The organism is Sodalinema gerasimenkoae IPPAS B-353 (assembly GCF_009846485.1).
GTDB classification, from domain to species: Bacteria; Cyanobacteriota; Cyanobacteriia; order Cyanobacteriales; family Geitlerinemataceae; genus Sodalinema; species Sodalinema gerasimenkoae.
This window is the reverse complement of the sequence record NZ_ML776472.1, coordinates 3694315-3712464: the sequence shown is the minus strand read 5'-3', so window position 1 is coordinate 3712464 and position 18150 is coordinate 3694315. Positions and strand designations below refer to the sequence as shown.

Here is an 18150-nt window from a genome sequence, read left to right as displayed (position 1 = left end):
CGGCGGCGGTAGCGGCGGCGGCGGCGGCTTCGGTAGCGGCTTCAGCAGCGGCGGCAGCGGCGGCAGCGGCGCCGGATTCGGTGGCGCTATTTTTATTCGCAGCGGCAACCTGAGCATTGTGGACACCAGCTTCAGTAATAACAGCGCCACAGGCGGAACTTGGATTTACGACGGTCAAGGACTCGGCGGTGCCCTCTTCGCCATGAAGTCCACCGTCAACACCAACGGCAACAACCAAGGAATGTCGACCAGTTTGCCAGTCGTAAAACTAGGGGCAAACGTTACCTTTGAAAATAATAATGCAGCCGATGCCGCAGGAACTTCACCCGCAGGTGGGGTGGGCGAAGACCAAGATAATAATGATATTTACGGCACAATAATCCCGTCGGAGATCGTGGTTACCAATATCACCGTACCGATGGACCAAACCTACGGCATCGGCGCTCACCTCGACTTTACCGTCATCTTCTCAGAAGCTGTCACAATCACCGGTGATGTCTCCCTACCGATTACCCTAGATACCGGCGGTGAAGTCAATGCCACCCTAGTGGGTGATGGGTCATCTGCTACCAGCCACAGCTTCCGTTACACCATTATTGAAGGTAATGAAGACCCAAACGGGATAGATGTGGGTGCAGAACTGGTTTTGACCGATGGAGCTACCATTGTCAACAGTAACGGCTTCAATGCGGTATTAACACTCAACGAAGTCGGCAATACCACAGCCATATTAGTCGATGGCATCCCGCCAGACGCACCCAAGATTACCAGCAGTGGCCCAACCAATGACACCACCCCAGACATTACTGGCACCGCTGAAGCTGGAAGCCAAGTAAAAGTGTTTAAAAATGATACAAGTCTTGGGACGGTCACCGCTGATGAAGATGGAAACTGGACATTTACCCCAGAAACCCCCTTAGCAGGAGGTGACTTTAGCTTCACTGCTACCGCAACCGATGCGGCGGGTAACACCTCTGATGAATCGACCGCCGTCATTATCAGTATAGAGGGGGTTATAGAGGGGGTTGCACCGGCGCCCACGCCCACGCCCACGCCCACTCCTACCCCCACGCCCACGCCCACTCCTACTCCTATAGCCACGCCCACTCCTACTCCTATAGCCACGCCCACACCCGAATCTGACCCAGAACCATCTCAAGAGATCTCGTGTGAGCCGAGTCCAGGACAATTCATCTTGGGTCGGACTGGGGAGTCTCTGCTGCTGTATGGTCCCGAGATGTATGGCACTCGGGGTGACGATACGATTGTTGGCCGTGACGGGGCTAAGGTCATCACGGCTGTAGGGGGTCGTAACCTCATTTTTGGCAATCAGGGCAATGACCTGATTCGTGGGGGGGATTGTGACGACACCATCTTTGGTGGTCAGGATAACGATACTCTCTATGCTGGAGGGGGCAACGATATTTTAGTGGGAGACCAGGGAGATGATGTGCTGTTTGGCCAACGGGGGGATAACCTAATGTTTGGCAATCAGGGCGATGATATTCTCCATGCTGGCGATGGCAATGATACGTTGTTTGGCGGTCAGGATAATGATGTGTTGATTGGCGGACCTGGAGATAACCTGCTGTCAGGGGATTTGGGTGATGATACTCTCACCGGAGGCGGTGGCAATAACCTCTTTGTCTTGCGCGAGGATGGAGGAGAAAATCTGATTACCGATTTTCAGGTGGGGGCTGACCGTATTGGACTGTCTCATGGCTTAGGTTTCGCGGTCTTGGAATTCACTCAACTCGATGACCGAGTTTTACTGGAAGTGGCTGGGGAAACTCTGGCAGTTTTACCAGGGGTGACGGGGGCACAACTGAACTCTCCTGCGAATTTCGTCACCCTCAACTGGTAACAACGAGAATTGACCCTCAGCAATGAACCCCTCCTACGGTTTCATCGAACTCTGACGGCTGGGGTCGAATATCAGACACCGGCTTTTTGGGAAAAACTCGGTGTCTCTATATTTTTTCCATTTAACTAAACAAATGACTGATGTTCACCTATGAGAAATTCTACAGATCGAGATGATATAAATCGCCATATTTGCTACGGATGTAGCGTAAAAAGGGGTCAATATGAATCGGCATTCCGGTGATGCGGTCAACTAATTCATCGGCAGTGAATTTGCGCCCATGACGATAGACATTACGTTCTAACCAAGTTAATAGGGGAGTGAAATTACCCCGTTCTAAATCCACCGGAATCTCGGGATGTTGCTTTAGGGCCGTTTCAAACAATTGACTGGCGATGAGATTGCCGAGGGTATAGCCCTGAAACTGGCCGCCAATCAATTGGGAGTACCAATGAACATCCTGTAACACTCCCTCTCGGTCATTGGCAGGAGTAATCCCTAAATCCCGTTCATAACAATTGTTCCAAGCATCCGGTAAGTCCTGAACTGACAGTTTGCCCTCTAACATCGCCACTTCTAACTCGAAGCGAATCATCACATGAAGGTTATAGGTCACTTCATCGGCGGCGGTGCGAATCGGACTCGGAGCGACTCGGTTAATGGCGCGATAGAAATCACAGACTGAAGATTGTCCGAGTTGTCGGAGGAAAAAGCCCTGAAGACGGGGGTAAAAACATTCCCAAAAGGCACGACTACGTCCCACTAAATTTTCCCAGAGGCGGGATTGACTTTCATGAATTCCTGAAGAGGTTCCATCCGCGAGAGGGGTGGCTTCTAGGGCTGGATCAATGTTTTGTTCATATAAGGCATGACCCATCTCATGGAGACTACAAAAGAGACTTTCGGTGAGATTATTGGGGTCAGTGCGGGTGGTGATGCGAACGTCGTTAATGGAAAAACTGGTGGTGAACGGGTGAAGGGTGGAATCTTGGCGACCTCGGCTAAAGTCGTAGCCGATGCGTTCCATCAGTTTCTGACAGAAGTTAAGTTGGGCGGTTTCGGAAAACTGTTGTTGCAGCAGTTGGGTGTCTGGGGCCGGGGCCTGGGCGATCGCCTGGACAATCTCTACCAACTCCCCCCGCAGTTGAGAAAATAACTCCTCTAACAGGCGACTGGTCATTCCTTCATCGGAGAGGGCGATGAGAGAGTCGGCGGGGCGATCGCACTCTGGGAAGAAACTGGCCCATTCCCGACTCAAATCCAACGTCTTCTCCAAATAGGGACAGACACGCTGAAAATCAGACTCTTCTCGGGCCTGGGCCCAGGCCAAATAGGTTTCCGTTTGATGACTCGACAGACGGGCCATAAACTCTGGCGAGACGCGCCGGGCCTGATCATAATCACGACGGGCCACACGAATCAAACTGGCTTCGTCGCTGTCGTAGGGATAGGACTGGGCCTGGGCTTCAAGTTGTTCTAACAACTCCCCTAAAGCCGGATCACAAAGCTTTTCATGGGCCACCTGTCGCAGCGTTGCTAACTGTCGTCCTCGGGCCGTTGCCCCCCCCAGGGGCATATAGGTGGCACGATCCCATTGCAGGACAGCAGCCGCAGACTGGACATCCCGCACGTCTCGCAGTCGGGTAATGAGTTGGGAATACAGAGAGCCAGACTCAGACAAGGAGATGGACATAATTAGTGAAGAGAGGCAGACGCACGGCTCATACCCATTCTATCGGGGTTTGGCCGGTCTGAACCTTAGCGAAAGGGTGAAACCCCTCAAACCTGGATGCGAGGGAGACGGTGTTTGAAGCCACAGAGAATTTCCCAGGAGATGGTTCCCAAGGCCTCAGCCCAGTCATCGGCGGAAATAGAGTCCTCCCCCAAAGTTCCTAAGAGCGTCACCACATCCCCTACTTGCACCTCGGGAACCTCGGTGACATCTAACATCAGTTGATCCATGGTAATCGTGCCAACTTGAGGCAGTTGCCAGACCCGATCACCCCCTTGCAGAAGTCCCTGAAGCTGATTGGACAAGAGGCGGGGAACCCCATCGGCGTAGCCAATCCCCACCACCGCTAGGCGCGTTTCCCGTTGGGTGACAAAGCGGTGGCCATAACTGACTCCTGTTCCAGGGGGAAGAGTTTTAACCTGGGTAATGCGGGCTTTGACCTGTAAAACCGGCTGTAGCTTGACCTGCGATCGCAGATGGGGGGCGGGATACAGTCCATAGAGGGCTAATCCCACCCGCACTTGATCATAATGACTCGACGGGTTGCAAAGGGTGGCGGCGGAGTTAGCCAGATGGAGTTTTGGGGGAGTTATCCCGGCGGCCTTGAGGGCGGCGATCGCCCCTTGGAAGCGTTCTTCCTGTCGCCGCATCATGGTGATATCTTCCTCATCCGCCGTAGCCAAGTGGGAATAGACACTAGCCAGATGAAGCTGGGGCAACTCCAACACTTGGCGGACAAAGGGAACCGCCTCTGTCCAGAGAACCCCTAAGCGAGACATTCCCGTATCTAACTTTAAATGCACCGGCAGCGGTTCACGGGGGGCCAGTTGCCCCACAATCTCCGCGATACGAACCGCCTGGGGGCGATCGCAGAGGGTGGGTTCCAATCGCCAGCGAAGCAAGGCTTCAATCTGTGGCAGACTCTGAATTGCCCCTAACAGAAGAATCGGGGCATCAATCCCCGCCTGACGCAGTTCGATCGCTTCGGGGACCGTGGCCACCCCCAAGGCCGTGGCCCCAGCCTCTAAAACCGTTTTAGCAATAGGAATCGCCCCATGGCCATAGCCATCCGCCTTCACCACCGCCATAAATCCCGTCCCTGGGGAGAGGAGGCCCCGTAACTGACGGACATTCTCCGCCAACGCCTGCAAATCAATCTCCACCCAGGCGCGATCGCAGACTCCCGGAAGGGTCTGATCCTGGCTAAATTTAACAACCCGTTCCCAGGTAAGCATGAGATGGCCGTGGTCAAACAGAACAGGGACAGATCCCAGTTTACAGTAGGGGTTTATCCCCCACTTTCATCAACTCCGCATCTTCGGCGATTTGCATCCAGAGACGAGACCACTGAGGATCATCGGGGTTCTCTCGATGCAGTTGAGCCAATTGGTCCAACATATCGTACCAAAGTCCGGCATCCGCCAAGAGTTGCAGCCGTTCCTCGGCCGAAGCCGTGGCAAACGCCTCATCAAAACTCGCCGTAGTATTCACCCGGACAATGGTTCCTGAGACACTAGCCTCAAGATCGGGAATCTCCACCGTCCAGGAATAGGCTTGATAGGGGTGCAACGGCGGCACATTCACATACGCCGGAATCGGCAAACCATAGGTTCCATGATCCGGTCCCGTTAAATAGCGAGTTTGATAAATCAGGGTCTCCTGGGCATCGCGGAGGCTAAAAATCACCTCAATCCCCTCTACCGGGGGCGTGTGATAGAAAATCGTGGGATAGGCTTGACGGGTAAGACCATAGTTTTCTGGGGGCAGAATGGCACTGAGGGGACATTCAAGTTCTTGGCCATCCATAAAAACGGGAACCACCCGTTCCCCAGGACGTTCAAAGTCCGCAAAACGAGTTCCCCCCGCATCTACTTGTTCAGGCGTGCCGCGATCAGGGGGGGTAAACTCCACAGACAGGGAGGGACGAAGAGATAGCAGGGGAATCACCACCATCAGGGCGATCGCCACCAGGGTCAAAATACAGGTGCGTAAAATTGGGATGCGTAAGATCTGAGTCATCGTTATCTATGTAAGGAGACGACAAGCGAATAGCAGTAGACCTCCCGGCCGTCTCGACGTTCCCCTTCAGGATTTAAGGATTTCCCCTTAAGGATCATAGTGAACTCGGGTTTGTGGCAATCCCTGACGACGGAGGCGATCGCTCAACCGTTCCGCCGTACGTCGTTCCCGAAAGGGGCCAATGGCCAGGTGGAGTCCTCGGGGGCGATCGCGTCGTTGAATAGCCGTTCCAGGATTCACCGCAGCCTGCACTGTCCCGAGGGCGCGATCGAGGGCTTGGCGGGAACCGGGGACAATCACATAGTAGGCCGCATTAGAGACATTACTCGTCCCCGACCCCCTCTCATCCGGAACCGTCACCGCTGCGATTTGGGACTGAATCCCCTGTTGGCTTAATTGACGCGATCGCACTTCCGCCGCCTCCCGGTCCCGAAACAGGCCCGCTTGAATAATTTGTTCACCCCGAAACATCCCAAAGGCGGCATTGGCGTTGAGACGTTGAATCTGCGCTAATCGTTCCGGACTACGACTGTTGACATACACCAAATAGCGAACCGCCGCCGTCGCCTCACGACTAGGGGGAGGAGTGGCCGGCACATCCACCGGTGGCGGCACATCAATAAAGGGAACATTGGCATAACGAGGACTCTCCGGGAGTGGGAAAGGAGCGGCGATCGCCCCAGAACCGGCAACCAGCAGCAATAGTGCGGAGATAGGCAAATGAACCCAATTCACTGGTAAAAAAGACATAGGCCGACATCAGAATCAAGGAAGTGAAAAATGTAACCCAGCCAATGGTGGCACGCCCTTAGAGGGAGGAATCCGTGAATTTCTTCCCTGTTGATGCGTCACGGATCGTGGTTCATTGTTATATTAGCCCTCAGGGGGCAAAACGCCCACGCTGTATCGCTGAGAAATCTTATGGATATTTCTATTTGGCCGGGTGAACCCTATCCCTTGGGGGCATCTTGGGATGGAGAGGGAACAAACTTCGCCATTTATAGTGAAAACGCCACTAAGGTTGAATTATGTCTATTTGATGAACAGGATCGAGAAACACGAGTTCCCTTAACGGAAATCGAAAACTACAATTGGCATGGCTATTTACCGGGGATTGGCCCGGGACAACGCTACGGCTTCCGCGTTCACGGTCCTTTTGAACCAGAACAGGGCCATCGCTTCAACCCCAATAAACTGGTCATCGATCCTTATGCCAAAGCCCTCGATGGGGAAATTGGCTATGACGAAACCATCTTTAGCTATGCCTGGGAGGATGACGATGAGGATCTCTCCTTTAACGACCTCGACGATACCGCCTATATCCCCAAAGCCATCGTCATCGATACGTCCTTTGACTGGGAGGGCGATCGCCTCCTCAACATCCCCGAACAGGATACGATCATCTACGAGATGCACGTCAAAGGCTTTACCCGTCAGCATCCCGACATTCCCCCGGAACTACGGGGAACCTATCAGGGCCTGGCCCATCCCGAGGCCATTCGCTATCTCAAATCCTTGAGAATCACCGCCGTGGAACTGATGCCGGTTCATCATTTCCTCTCCCAACCGGGACATCTGGCCAAGACGGGCCTACGCAACTACTGGGGCTATGACTCCATTGCCTATTTTGCCCCCTATAGCGGCTACAGTGCCAGTCAGAATCCTCAAGATCAGGTCCGGGAATTCAAAAACATGGTCAAAACCCTTCATTCCGAAGGGATTGAGGTGATTTTAGATGTGGTTTACAACCATACCGGCGAAGGCAACCATCTCGGGCCTACCCTCTGTTTTCGGGGCATCGACAACGCCACCTATTACCGCCTCGTTGAAGACGATCGCCGCTACTACATGGACTTCACCGGCTGCGGTAATTCCCTCAATGTCAGCCATCCCCAAGTCCTCAAACTGATTATGGACAGTTTGCGCTATTGGGTTTTAGAAATGCACGTCGATGGCTTCCGCTTTGATTTAGCCTCGGCCCTGGCCCGAGAACTCTACGAAGTCGATAGCCTGGCGGCCTTCTTTGATATCATCCATCAAGACCCGGTTCTGAGTAAGGTGAAGTTAATCGCCGAACCCTGGGATATCGCTGATGGCGGCTACCAGGTGGGCAATTTCCCCCTCCTTTGGTCAGAATGGAATGGTCGTTATCGCGATGCGGTGCGAGACTTTTGGCGAGGGGAAGATGGCACCCTAGCAGAGTTTGCCTATCGTCTCACGGGCAGTTCTGATTTGTATAAATTTAACGGTCGTCGCCCCAGTGCTAGTATTAACTTTGTCACCGCCCATGATGGCTTCACTCTCAATGATTTAGTCAGTTACAACGAGAAACATAATGAAGCCAATCACGAAGATAATCGAGATGGAGAAAGTCATAATCGTTCCTGGAATTGTGGCGTCGAAGGACCCACAGATGACCCAGACATCTTAACCCTGCGCCATCGCCAACGGCGCAACTTTTTGACAACTTTACTCTTATCCCAAGGGGTTCCCATGCTCGTCAGCGGCGATGAAATGGGGCGCAGTCAACAGGGGAATAACAACGTCTATTGCCAGGATAATGAGTTAGCTTGGCTTGATTGGAAGTTGCAAAATGCCAATGCCGATCTCCTCACCTTTACCCGGCAACTGATTCAACTTCGCTCCGAACATTCCGTGTTTCGTCGCCGTAAATGGTTCCAAGGGCAGCCCATTTATGGGTCAGATGTCATTGACTTAGGCTGGTTCAACCCCGATGGAGAAGAGGTCAGTGAGGAACAATGGCAAGAAGGCTTTGCCAAGGCGATCGCAGTCTTCATCAATGGCGATGCTATTCCCGCCCGAGGCAAACGGGGCGAACGGATTGTAGATGATAGTTTCTTATTACTCTTTAACGCCCATGATGAGCCGTTAACCTTCCAGCTTCCTAAGACCTTACAAGAGTCGATTTGGTGTGTCGTTTTAGACACCACAAAACCGACCTTGATTGAACATGGGAGTCGCTACAGTGGTTCTGAAACCCTAGAGGTTGAATCTCATTCCACGGTGTTATTACAACGCCTCTAATCTTGTCTTTCCTATGGGGAACGTAAATATGACCATTGGTGCAATCTATTTAGGGGGCGATCGCTGTGACTTTTCGCTGTGGGGGCCCACCTTAGATCAGGTAACCCTGGAAATCCTAACTCCCGAACCACAATCGCATCCCCTCAAGCAAGATGACGGGGGCTATTGGCGGGCAAGCCTCGACAGCATTCCCCCAGGAACACATTATCAGTATCGTCTCAACGGCGATCGCCTTCGCCCCGATCCCATGTCTTACTTCCAGCCGCAGGGAGTTCATGGCCCCTCCGCCGTCGTCGATCACGGGGCCTTTTCCTGGCAAGATGAGTCTTGGCGAGGGATTCCTCTAGAAGAGTCGATCATGTATGAACTCCATATCGGCACCTTCACCCCCGCAGGAACCTTTGAGGCTGCCATCTCCCGGCTAAGGGACTTAACGGCCCTGGGAATTACTACCATCGAAATCATGCCCGTGGCCCAGTTTCCCGGCCAGCACAACTGGGGTTACGATGGGGCCTATCCCTTTGCGGTTCAGAACTCCTACGGCGGCCCCGACGGCCTCAAAGCCCTCGTCAACGCCGCCCACCAACAGGGATTGGCAGTGATTCTAGATGGCGTCTATAACCACTTCGGCCCAGAAGGGAACTACAGCCGTGATTTTGGCCCCTATTTCACCGACAAGTATCAAACCCCCTGGGGTGGGGCCATTAACTTCGATGATGCCTACAGTCACGGCGTTCGCCAATTTGTCATTGAAAACGCCCTCTATTGGCTGCGGGAGTATCATGTCGACGGCTTACGTCTCGATGCCATCCATGCCATTTACGACGGCGGGGCCAAGCATATTCTAGGGGAATTGAGTGATCGCCTGGCTGAGTTCAATCAAACCGCCAGCTATCCCCGCTATCTCATCGCCGAAAGCGATCTCAACGATGTCCGCATTATCCGCCCTCGTTCAGAAAATGGACTAGGAATGGATGCCCAATGGAGTGACGATTTTCACCATAGTTTGCATACCCTCCTCACCGGCGAACAACAGGGCTATTACGAAGACTTTGGCAGTTGCCAACAACTGGCCACCGCCTGGCGGGATAGTTTTGTCTATCAATGGACTTATTCCCCTCACCGCAAGCGATTTCACGGCAGCGATGCCCGCGATCGCCCCCCCGCCCAATTTGTCATCTGCAATCAAAATCATGACCAAATTGGCAACCGAATGTTAGGAGAACGCCTCTCCCAACTGGTATCCTTCGAGGCCCTCAAACTCGCCGCCGCCGCCACCCTTCTCAATCCCGCAATCCCATTACTCTTCATGGGAGAAGAATACGGAGAAGACGCCCCCTTTCTCTATTTTATCGACCACCAAGACCCCAACTTAGTCGAAGCCGTCCGCCAAGGCCGCAAACGAGAATTTGAAGCCTTCCACGCCAGCGGAACCCCACCCGATGCCGCCAGTCTAGAGACCGTAAACACCTCAACCCTCAACTGGCAAAAACGCGACAGCGGCCATCATCACATATTACTGAACTTCTACCACCATCTCATCGAACGACGAAACAACAACCCAGCCATCCGATTGGGCGATCGCCAACAAATCCAACCCCAATATAACAACGAATCTCGCTGGTTCAGCGTTCACCAATCCCAAGCCAACCACTCAATCTGGGTCATCTTCAACTTTAGCGATAGCCCCATTCAATCCCCCCAAGTCCCGACTCAAACCTGGACCAAAACCCTAGATTCCAGCGACCCCATTTGGCAAGGTTCCGGTCCAACCGCCCCCCAAACTCTAAAAGGTAGCGAATCCATCAAAGTCCCCCCCCTAACCGTCGTACTCTACGAAACATAAACTCAGTAATTTCCCTTCTTGTACCTATAGCCTTCTCCTCCTGGGAGAGGCTAGGGGTGGGTTCCCCCCTACTGCCTACTGCCGACTGCCTACTGCCTTCTTCCCCCTGTTCCCCGTTCCCTATTCCCTTCTTTTGCCTCTTGCCTTAAAAAAAATGACCCCACCCATCGCCACCTACCGCCTCCAATTCAATCCCAACTTTGGCTTCAACGCCGCCCGAGATATTATCCACTATCTCCACAACCTCGGCATTTCCACCCTCTACGCCTCACCCATTTTCAAAGCCCGTAGCGGCAGTACCCACGGCTACGATGTCGTCGATCCTCGCATCTTAAACCCCGAACTCGGCAGTCCCGAAGCCTTTGATAGCCTCATCCAAACCCTCCATGACCATGAGATGACTTGGCTACAAGATATTGTCCCCAACCACATGGCCTATGACAGCAATAATCCCTTTCTCGTGGATGTCTTGGAATATGGAACCAACTCCGAGTATTACCACTTTTTCGACATTCAATGGGAACATCCCGATCGCGACATCAATGGCAAACTTCTCGCACCGTTTTTGGGTGGATTTTACGGACAATGTCTGGAAAACGGCGAACTCAAACTCGAATACGGTGAATCTGGATTAAGCATTAACTACTATCAGTTAAAATTCCCACTGCGAATTGAATCCTATACAGAACTCTTAACCCACAACTTAGACGATCTACGGCGACTCCTCGGTCGCGAACATCCCGACTTTATCAAATTATTGGGTGTTCTGTATCTCCTCAAAGGAGCTATCACAGAAACCGAAAAACGTCAATACAAAGACCAAGCGGCCTTTGTGAAAGGTTTAATTTGGGAACTCTATCAATCCAATCCCGAAATTCATGAATTTATCGATCGCAATGTAAAAACCTTTAACGGAACCGTCGGCAATCCCGACAGCTTTAATACCCTCGATCGGATTCTGGCCAACCAATACTTCCGCCTTGCCTTCTGGAAAGTGGGCGCAGAAGAACTCAACTATCGCCGCTTTTTCACCATCAACGAACTCATTTGCGTCAGCATCGAATCAGCCAAGGTCTTTGAACTGACCCATAGCTACATTAAAGAATTGGTTGATAATGGCGCATTCCAAGGCGTGCGGGTCGATCATATTGATGGGCTATACGACCCAAAACAATATCTAGATCGCCTGGCCGACCAATTGGGAGATACCTATATTGTCGTTGAAAAAATCTTAGAAGGCAATGAAACCCTCCCGGAAGATTGGGCGATTCAAGGCACCTCAGGCTATGATTTTCTCTACAATGTTAATAATCTTTTTTGTCAAACCGCCAATGAAGCCGCCTTTACGCGGATTTATCAGCGCTTTTCTGGGCAATGGCAGTCCTATCATGAATTGGAACTCCACTGTAAGCGACTCATTGCCGAAACCAACCTCGCCGGAGATGTTGCAGTCCTATCATGAATTGGAACTCCACTGTAAGCGACTCATTGCCGAAACCAACCTCGCCGGAGATGTGGAAAACCTAGCCAATTTCCTCAAACAACTGGCCAGTCAATATCGCTATGCCAGCGATTTCACCTTGGGATGAAAACCTAGCCAATTTCCTCAAACAACTGGCCAGTCAATATCGCTATGCCAGCGATTTCACCTTGGGAGGATTACGGCGAGCGATTCAAGAACTCTTGGTGGTCTTTCCCATCTATCGCACCTATATCACACCGGCGGGGTTAAGTCGTCGCGATCGCAGCCATATTGAACGGGCGATTCAGGCCGCCAAACGACAAAAACCTCAACTCGCCAATGAATTGGGGTTTATTGAAAAGTTATGGCTGTTGGACTATGACGAGGACATGACGGAGGAGGACAAAGGCCAATGGACTCGTTTTGTGATGCGAATGCAGCAGTTTTCCGGGCCGCTAATGGCGAAAGGGGTTGAGGATACCCTGTTTTATATCTATAACCGCCTAATTTCCCTCAACGAAGTGGGTGGCTGTCCTGGCCGCTTTGGCATTACCCTCTCGGAGTTTCATGGCTTCAACCAACAACAAGCCACCTACTGGACTGAGTCCATGAACGCCTCCTCCACCCACGACACCAAACGCAGCGAGGATATGCGGGCCCGTCTCAATGTCCTCTCGGAACTCCCCGACGAATGGGAAGCCGCTGTGACGAGTTGGAAACAAATGAACCAACATCGCCGCCAGGACGACTCCGAGAGTCCCGATGCCAATGATGAGTATTTTCTCTATCAAACCCTGGTGGGGGTGTTTCCCTTCGATCCCTATGACTTAGGAGAGGTTCGCGATCGCGTGGAACAATATGTCGTGAAAGCCGTTCGCGAGGCCAAAGTCCATACCGCCTGGTTACGGCCCGACTCAGACTACGAAGAGGCCTTTGTGGAGTTTGTCCGCCAAGTCCTTGCCGATGGCGATGACAACGACTTTCTCGCGGCATTCCGTCCCTTCCAACAAAAAATTGCCAGTTACGGAATGCTCAACTCCCTCTCCCAAACCCTATTAAAGTTAACGGCCCCGGGGGTTCCCGACTTATATCAAGGAACAGAACTCTGGGATTTCAGTTTAGTCGACCCCGATAACCGGCGTCCCGTCGATTATGGCCGTCAAGGGCAACTGCTTCAGGATTTACAAAACTGGGCCGCCGCCGACTTACCGGGATTATTGGCAGATCTCAAACAGAATGCTAGCGATGGACGGATTAAGCTCTTTAGTATTTACTGTCTCCTAACAACGCGCCACCAATATCGGGATCTCTTCGATCGCGGCGAATACCGTCCCCTACGAGTCACTGGGAAACACGCCGATCGCGTCGTGGCCTTTCTGCGTAAGTCCGGTGACGCTCAAGCCATTGCGATCGCCCCCCGTTTCTGCACCGAACTCGTCGAACCAGGCCAGTTTCCTCTGGGAGAGAAGGTTTGGGGCAATACAGCCGTAGAAATCCCGGGAAGTTCAGCCCAAACCTGGGTTGAGACCATCTCCGGACGCTCCCTAGCCCGCCGCACCACCCTAACCGTCGGGCAATTACTCGCTGAATTTCCCATCGCCCTCTGGATTACCACCTAACCCCCCTCCTATCTATTCCCTATTCCCTATCCCCTATCCCCTAATATGCCCTTTACCCCCAACAGCCCTCGCCTGCAACCGATGTTTAAGTACATCCGTGACACTTGGACAACACTCACTCGCACCCAAGCACATATCCTAGAAGCCGCGAAAGACAGTAAAATCGATCGCCTTCCCGGTTCACCGTGGATTGTCTATATTTCCCCCCAAGAAGACCTCGCTGTCGTCGAAGCCGACTTACAGGAGATTTTGCCCCCGTCAGAGTTCAGTCAAATTGAATTACGGATTCTGCCGCCAGAAATGGATCAGATTGAAGACCATGGCTTACTCTATTTGCCCAAATCCTACGTCGTTCCCGGTGGCCGCTTCAACGAACTCTATGGCTGGGATAGTTACTTCATCGCCCTGGGCCTATTACGAGATGGGGAACTGGAGTTAGCCCGGAATGCCGTGGACTTGCTGGTGTATGAGATTGAGCATTATGGAACCGTCTTAAACGCCAACCGATCCTATATGTTGGAACGCTCTCATCCACCATTATTGGCTCGCGGGGCCTTGGAACTGTTCGCCTACACCGAAGATCGCGATTGGCTGCGATCGCTCCTACCGGCCCTAGAACGCTATTATTTCTACTGGACCGTTCCCCCCCACCTGAACGCCTCCACCGGACTCTCTCGCTATTACACCCGAGTCACCACCCCCGCCCCCGAAGTGGTCAACTCAGAACGGGATGAACATGGACGAACCCACTATGAACGGGTGCGCGACTATTATCGCCATTATCCCGTTGAGGACTATGACCTGAGTTTATTCTATAACCGCAACACCGATAGTCTCACGGAACTGTTCTATCAGGGCGATCGCGCCATGCGAGAATCAGGCTTTGACATTACCAACCGCTTTGGCCCCTTTAGTGCCGATATCATCCATTACGTCCCCGTCTGTCTTAACGTCCTCCTCTACCAGATGGAACGAGACATCGCCGAAATCCACCATCTCATGGGACATTGGGACTCCGTAGAAGTCTGGAAGAAATACGCCAACACCCGACAAAAAGAAATCGACCGTTTCCTCTGGAATGAAGAAGCCGGGTTATATTTCGACTACAACTTCCGCACCGAAACCCGAGGAACCTACGAATTTGTCACCACCTTGATGCCCCTCTGGGCCGGACTCGCCTCCCCTGAACAAGCCCAACGCTTGGTCGATAATCTGCCCAAATTCGAGACCAAAGGCGGACTCCTCACCAGTACCCATGTCTCCGGGAATCAATGGGATGCCCCCTTCGGCTGGGCACCCTTACAGTTATTTGCCATTAAGGGGCTACGTCGCTACGGCTATCACGACGAAGCGGACCGTCTCACAGAGAAATTCATCAACGTGGTGGTCACAGAATTTGAGAAAAGCGGAACCCTCGTGGAAAAATACGATGTGGAACGATGTTCAGCCGATGTCTCCGCTGAAATCCTCTTCGGCTACAGTTCCAACGAAATCGGCTTCGGCTGGACCAACGGCGTCGTCCGCGAACTCATCCACGACTGGCAGGAGCGATCGCACTAACCCCCCTCTACCCCCCAGAGGTTTGTTAAGATGGGAGGAGAATTATCGAAATCCCAAAGGCAAACCCAGCAAGGCAACCACAAGCGTTCGCAGCCTCCCTCTTTCTCTGTGTCGTCTGTGACTCTGTGGTTCCCCCTTGCCTCGGGCGACCACAAGGGTACGCCCCTACGTCTTTTTTTTGCCTCTTGCCTCTTGCCTCTTGCCTCTTGCCCCTTATGACCCATTCCTCCAAAAAAGTTGTCGTCGGCCTATCCGGCGGAGTCGATAGCTCAACAGCAGCAGCCCTACTACACCACGAAGGCTATGACGTCGTGGGATTAACCCTTTGGCTAATGAAGGGTAAAGGTCAATGCTGTTCAGAAGGAATGGTAGATGCCGCCGAACTCTGTGAACAGTTAGGGGTTCCCCATCATGTGGTGGACAGCCGCGAAGTTTTTGAAAACAACATCATCAACTATCTCGTCTCAGGCTATAGTGCCGGAGTCACCCCACTTCCCTGTTCCCAATGTAATCGGGCCGTCAAGTTTGGCCCCATGATTGACTATGCCCGCGAGGAATTAGGGGTTGATAAAATTGCCACCGGGCATTATGCCCAAGTCGATTTTGATGAAGAGACGGGCCGCTACCGCCTCTTACGGGCCATTGACCGGCAAAAAGACCAAACCTATTTCCTCTATGACCTCTCTCAAGAGGTGTTGGCCCATTGTGTCTTCCCTCTCGGCAAATATCCCAAATCAGAAACTCGCCGCATCGCCGCTGAATTTAATCTCCTGACAGCGGAGAAGCCAGAAAGTCAAGATTTATGTTTAGTGGAGTCCCATGGTTCCATGAAAACCTTTCTGGAGAAATACCTCGCGCCGAAACCGGGGGATATTGTCGACCTCGATGGCAAGGTTTTGGGACAACATGAGGGGATTCATAACTACACCATTGGCCAACGCAAGGGCCTCGGGATTGCAGCGGCACATCCGTTATATGTTGTGGCGTTGGATACTGGACGCAATCAAGTCGTGGTGGGCGATCGCGCCAGTGTCCATCATCCCGATTGTACAGTGAACCGGGTCAACTGGGTGGGCATGGCCGCCCCCTCCGCCCCAGTTCGCGCTCAAGTGCAAGTCCGCTACCGCACTCGTCCCGCTGAGGCGACCCTAGTTCCCTTAGAGGAGGGACGGATTCAGGTCAAGTTTGATGAACCCCTATTTGGGATTACCCCCGGCCAAGCGGCCGTTTGGTATGACGGGGATGTGTTACTCGGCGGCGGGATTATCGAGTCCTCCGATGTGGTGAATTCCCCAGTCACCCTCTCAGAACGTCCCTCCCAATCCTCTTAGGGGCTAAACGGGTCATCAATCCGTGGTCAACCCCAACGATGTCTTTACCCTACATGAAGTCGCTGAGATGCTAAATGTCTCGGCGGCTTCTGTTCGTAATTGGCTGAAACTAGGATACTTAGAAAAAACGGAAAACAACGGCATCAGCCATGACTCCTTAACCGCCTTTCAACGGGATATTCTCGGTAAGGAAAAACTCACCCAACGGGCGAATAAATCCTGCAAAGATAGCCATCATCATGAGCAGTTGAAACAGGATATTTTACGGGAGGTTCAGACTCAAAAACTAGGCGATGACTCTCTCAGCCAGCGGTATGAGGCGGGTTTATCTCAGTCCTATCGAAATCAAGAGGGCATTTTTTATACCCCTCCTCAGGTAGTGACGCGTTTTTTAGATTATCTTCCCGATGATAGTTCCAGGTTCGTGTTTTGTGACCCCTGCTGTGGAACGGGAAACTTTTTAATTGAAGCCATTAAGCGAGGAATTAAACCGTCAAACATTTATGGCTATGATACTGATGAAACCGCCGTGGCGATCGCCCGCCAACGACTCACCGCCTTTGAGGGAGGAAATGACGTCAATCTCGCGGTTCAGGACTTCCTAAAACTCGCTGCTGAACATCCAGAACCCCAGTTTGATATTATCTTCACAAATCCCCCTTGGGGTAAAAAACTTCCCAAATCTGAACGAGACCACTGGGCGCTAAAATTAGCCGTAGGAACAAGCAAAGATACCAGCGCCCTCTTCTTTTTTGCGAGTCTAAGGGTTCTGCGATCGTCGGGATATTTAGGCTTCCTGGTCCAAGAAGCATTTTTCAACATTGCCAGCTTTGAAAGCGCCCGTCAAATCGCCCTGAAGCAGAAAATCATCAGTTTAATTGATTTTGGCAAACCCTTTAAGGGCTTGATGACTAAAGCCCAAGGGATTATCCTACGTCGCGAGAGTCCCCATTTGGGCGATCGCCTTTTATCAATCACCTCTGAGGCTGAGTATCATCTTCCTCAAAAGACCTTTTCTCAGAACCCCAAATCGATTTTTAATTTCACCTGTTCTGAGCAAGAGTTGAGAGTAATTGAACATTTATTCAAGCAAGAGCATCAAACATTGGCGGGGTTTGCCCAATGGGGGTTAGGGATTGTTACGGGCAATAATAAAAAGTATTGTGCCCGCGAAAAAAAAGAAGGGTATATCCCCGTTTATAAGGGGTCAGATATTAGCAAATCTGGACTGAAACCCCCCTCCTGCTTTATTCCTGGGGACTTCTCACAGTATCAACAGGTCGCGCCCCTATCCCGATATCAAGCCCCAGAAAAACTGATTTATAAATTTATCGCCTCAGACCTGGTATTTTTTCATGATACTGAACAGCGGTTTATTCTCAATAGTGCCAATTTGCTTATCCTTAACGATAAGCATCCCTTGAGTTCACGGCAACTTGCGGAACTCTTAAATAGTCGCTTGATGAGTTGGTTGTTTCAGAAGCTATTTAGAACTTGCAAGGTGTTGAGGGGGGATTTGGAATTACTACCGATTTTTGTGAATTATTTTGATAGATATGAGCGATTTTGTGAACAAGATTTTTTGAATTTCTTGTCTTTGGAGGAAGTTGCGAGGGGAAGCTATCGAGTTATTGAGGTCAATCGATAAAAAATCATAAAAATCCGGGTAGTA

13 protein-coding genes are annotated in these 18150 nt (G+C 51.9%); 9 read left to right on the top strand and 4 right to left on the bottom strand.

Translation table 11 applies throughout. The features are described 5' to 3' along the window. Positions 1-1864, top strand: a 1864-nt coding sequence (locus L855_RS16140; RefSeq protein ID WP_246198909.1) for an Ig-like domain-containing protein, incomplete at its 5' end; no start/stop codon positions are given. A gap of 160 nt (positions 1865-2024) precedes the next feature. Here L855_RS16140 and L855_RS16135 read toward each other — a convergent pair. The 4 genes from L855_RS16135 to L855_RS16120 form a co-directional block, all read right to left on the bottom strand. After that, complete coding sequence (locus L855_RS16135; RefSeq protein WP_159789739.1) at positions 2025-3557, bottom strand: carboxypeptidase M32; 1533 nt, start codon at positions 3555-3557, stop codon at positions 2025-2027. 86 nt (positions 3558-3643) lie between these two features. Further along, the gene (gene alr, locus L855_RS16130) at positions 3644-4831 is read right to left on the bottom strand and encodes an alanine racemase (RefSeq protein WP_159789738.1); all 1188 of its coding nucleotides are present in this window, start codon (positions 4829-4831) and stop codon (positions 3644-3646) included. 40 nt (positions 4832-4871) lie between these two features. After that, complete coding sequence (locus tag L855_RS16125; protein WP_159789736.1) at positions 4872-5615, bottom strand: DUF928 domain-containing protein; 744 nt, start codon at positions 5613-5615, stop codon at positions 4872-4874. A gap of 87 nt (positions 5616-5702) precedes the next feature. Then, complete coding sequence (locus tag L855_RS16120) at positions 5703-6365, bottom strand: hypothetical protein (protein ID WP_159789734.1); 663 nt, start codon at positions 6363-6365, stop codon at positions 5703-5705. A gap of 171 nt (positions 6366-6536) precedes the next feature. On the opposite strand from L855_RS16120, the gene glgX reads away from it, so the two are divergent. The 8 genes from glgX (at position 6537) to L855_RS16090 (ending at position 18126) form a co-directional block, all read left to right on the top strand. Next, positions 6537-8660, top strand: a complete 2124-nt coding sequence (gene glgX / locus L855_RS16115) for a glycogen debranching protein GlgX (protein WP_159789732.1) — start codon at positions 6537-6539, stop codon at positions 8658-8660. A 28-nt stretch (positions 8661-8688) separates the two neighbouring features. After that, positions 8689-10506 (top strand): malto-oligosyltrehalose trehalohydrolase, encoded by a 1818-nt coding sequence (treZ, locus tag L855_RS16110; protein ID WP_159789730.1) that lies wholly within the window; start codon positions 8689-8691, stop codon positions 10504-10506. A gap of 154 nt (positions 10507-10660) precedes the next feature. Then, complete coding sequence (locus L855_RS22530) at positions 10661-11968, top strand: alpha-amylase family glycosyl hydrolase (protein WP_343039306.1); 1308 nt, start codon at positions 10661-10663, stop codon at positions 11966-11968. After that, the gene (locus tag L855_RS22525) at positions 11949-12095 is read left to right on the top strand and encodes a hypothetical protein (RefSeq protein ID WP_343039305.1); all 147 of its coding nucleotides are present in this window, start codon (positions 11949-11951) and stop codon (positions 12093-12095) included. The genes L855_RS22530 and L855_RS22525 overlap by 20 nt, the downstream gene beginning before the upstream one ends. Then, positions 12070-13587 (top strand): malto-oligosyltrehalose synthase, encoded by a 1518-nt coding sequence (locus L855_RS22520; protein WP_343039304.1) that lies wholly within the window; start codon positions 12070-12072, stop codon positions 13585-13587. The genes L855_RS22525 and L855_RS22520 overlap by 26 nt, the downstream gene beginning before the upstream one ends. Positions 13588-13632: 45 nt before the next feature. Then, positions 13633-15147: a trehalase family glycosidase gene (locus L855_RS16100; RefSeq protein ID WP_159789728.1), complete on the top strand. Its 1515-nt coding sequence runs from the start codon at positions 13633-13635 to the stop codon at positions 15145-15147. 215 nt (positions 15148-15362) lie between these two features. Beyond that, positions 15363-16478 carry a tRNA 2-thiouridine(34) synthase MnmA gene (gene mnmA, locus L855_RS16095; protein ID WP_159789726.1) on the top strand — a complete coding sequence of 372 codons (1116 nt, stop codon included), beginning with the start codon at positions 15363-15365 and terminating at the stop codon, positions 16476-16478. Between the two features lie 22 nt (positions 16479-16500). Beyond that, positions 16501-18126 (top strand): TaqI-like C-terminal specificity domain-containing protein, encoded by a 1626-nt coding sequence (locus tag L855_RS16090; protein WP_159789724.1) that lies wholly within the window; start codon positions 16501-16503, stop codon positions 18124-18126. Positions 18127-18150 lie beyond the last annotated feature (24 nt).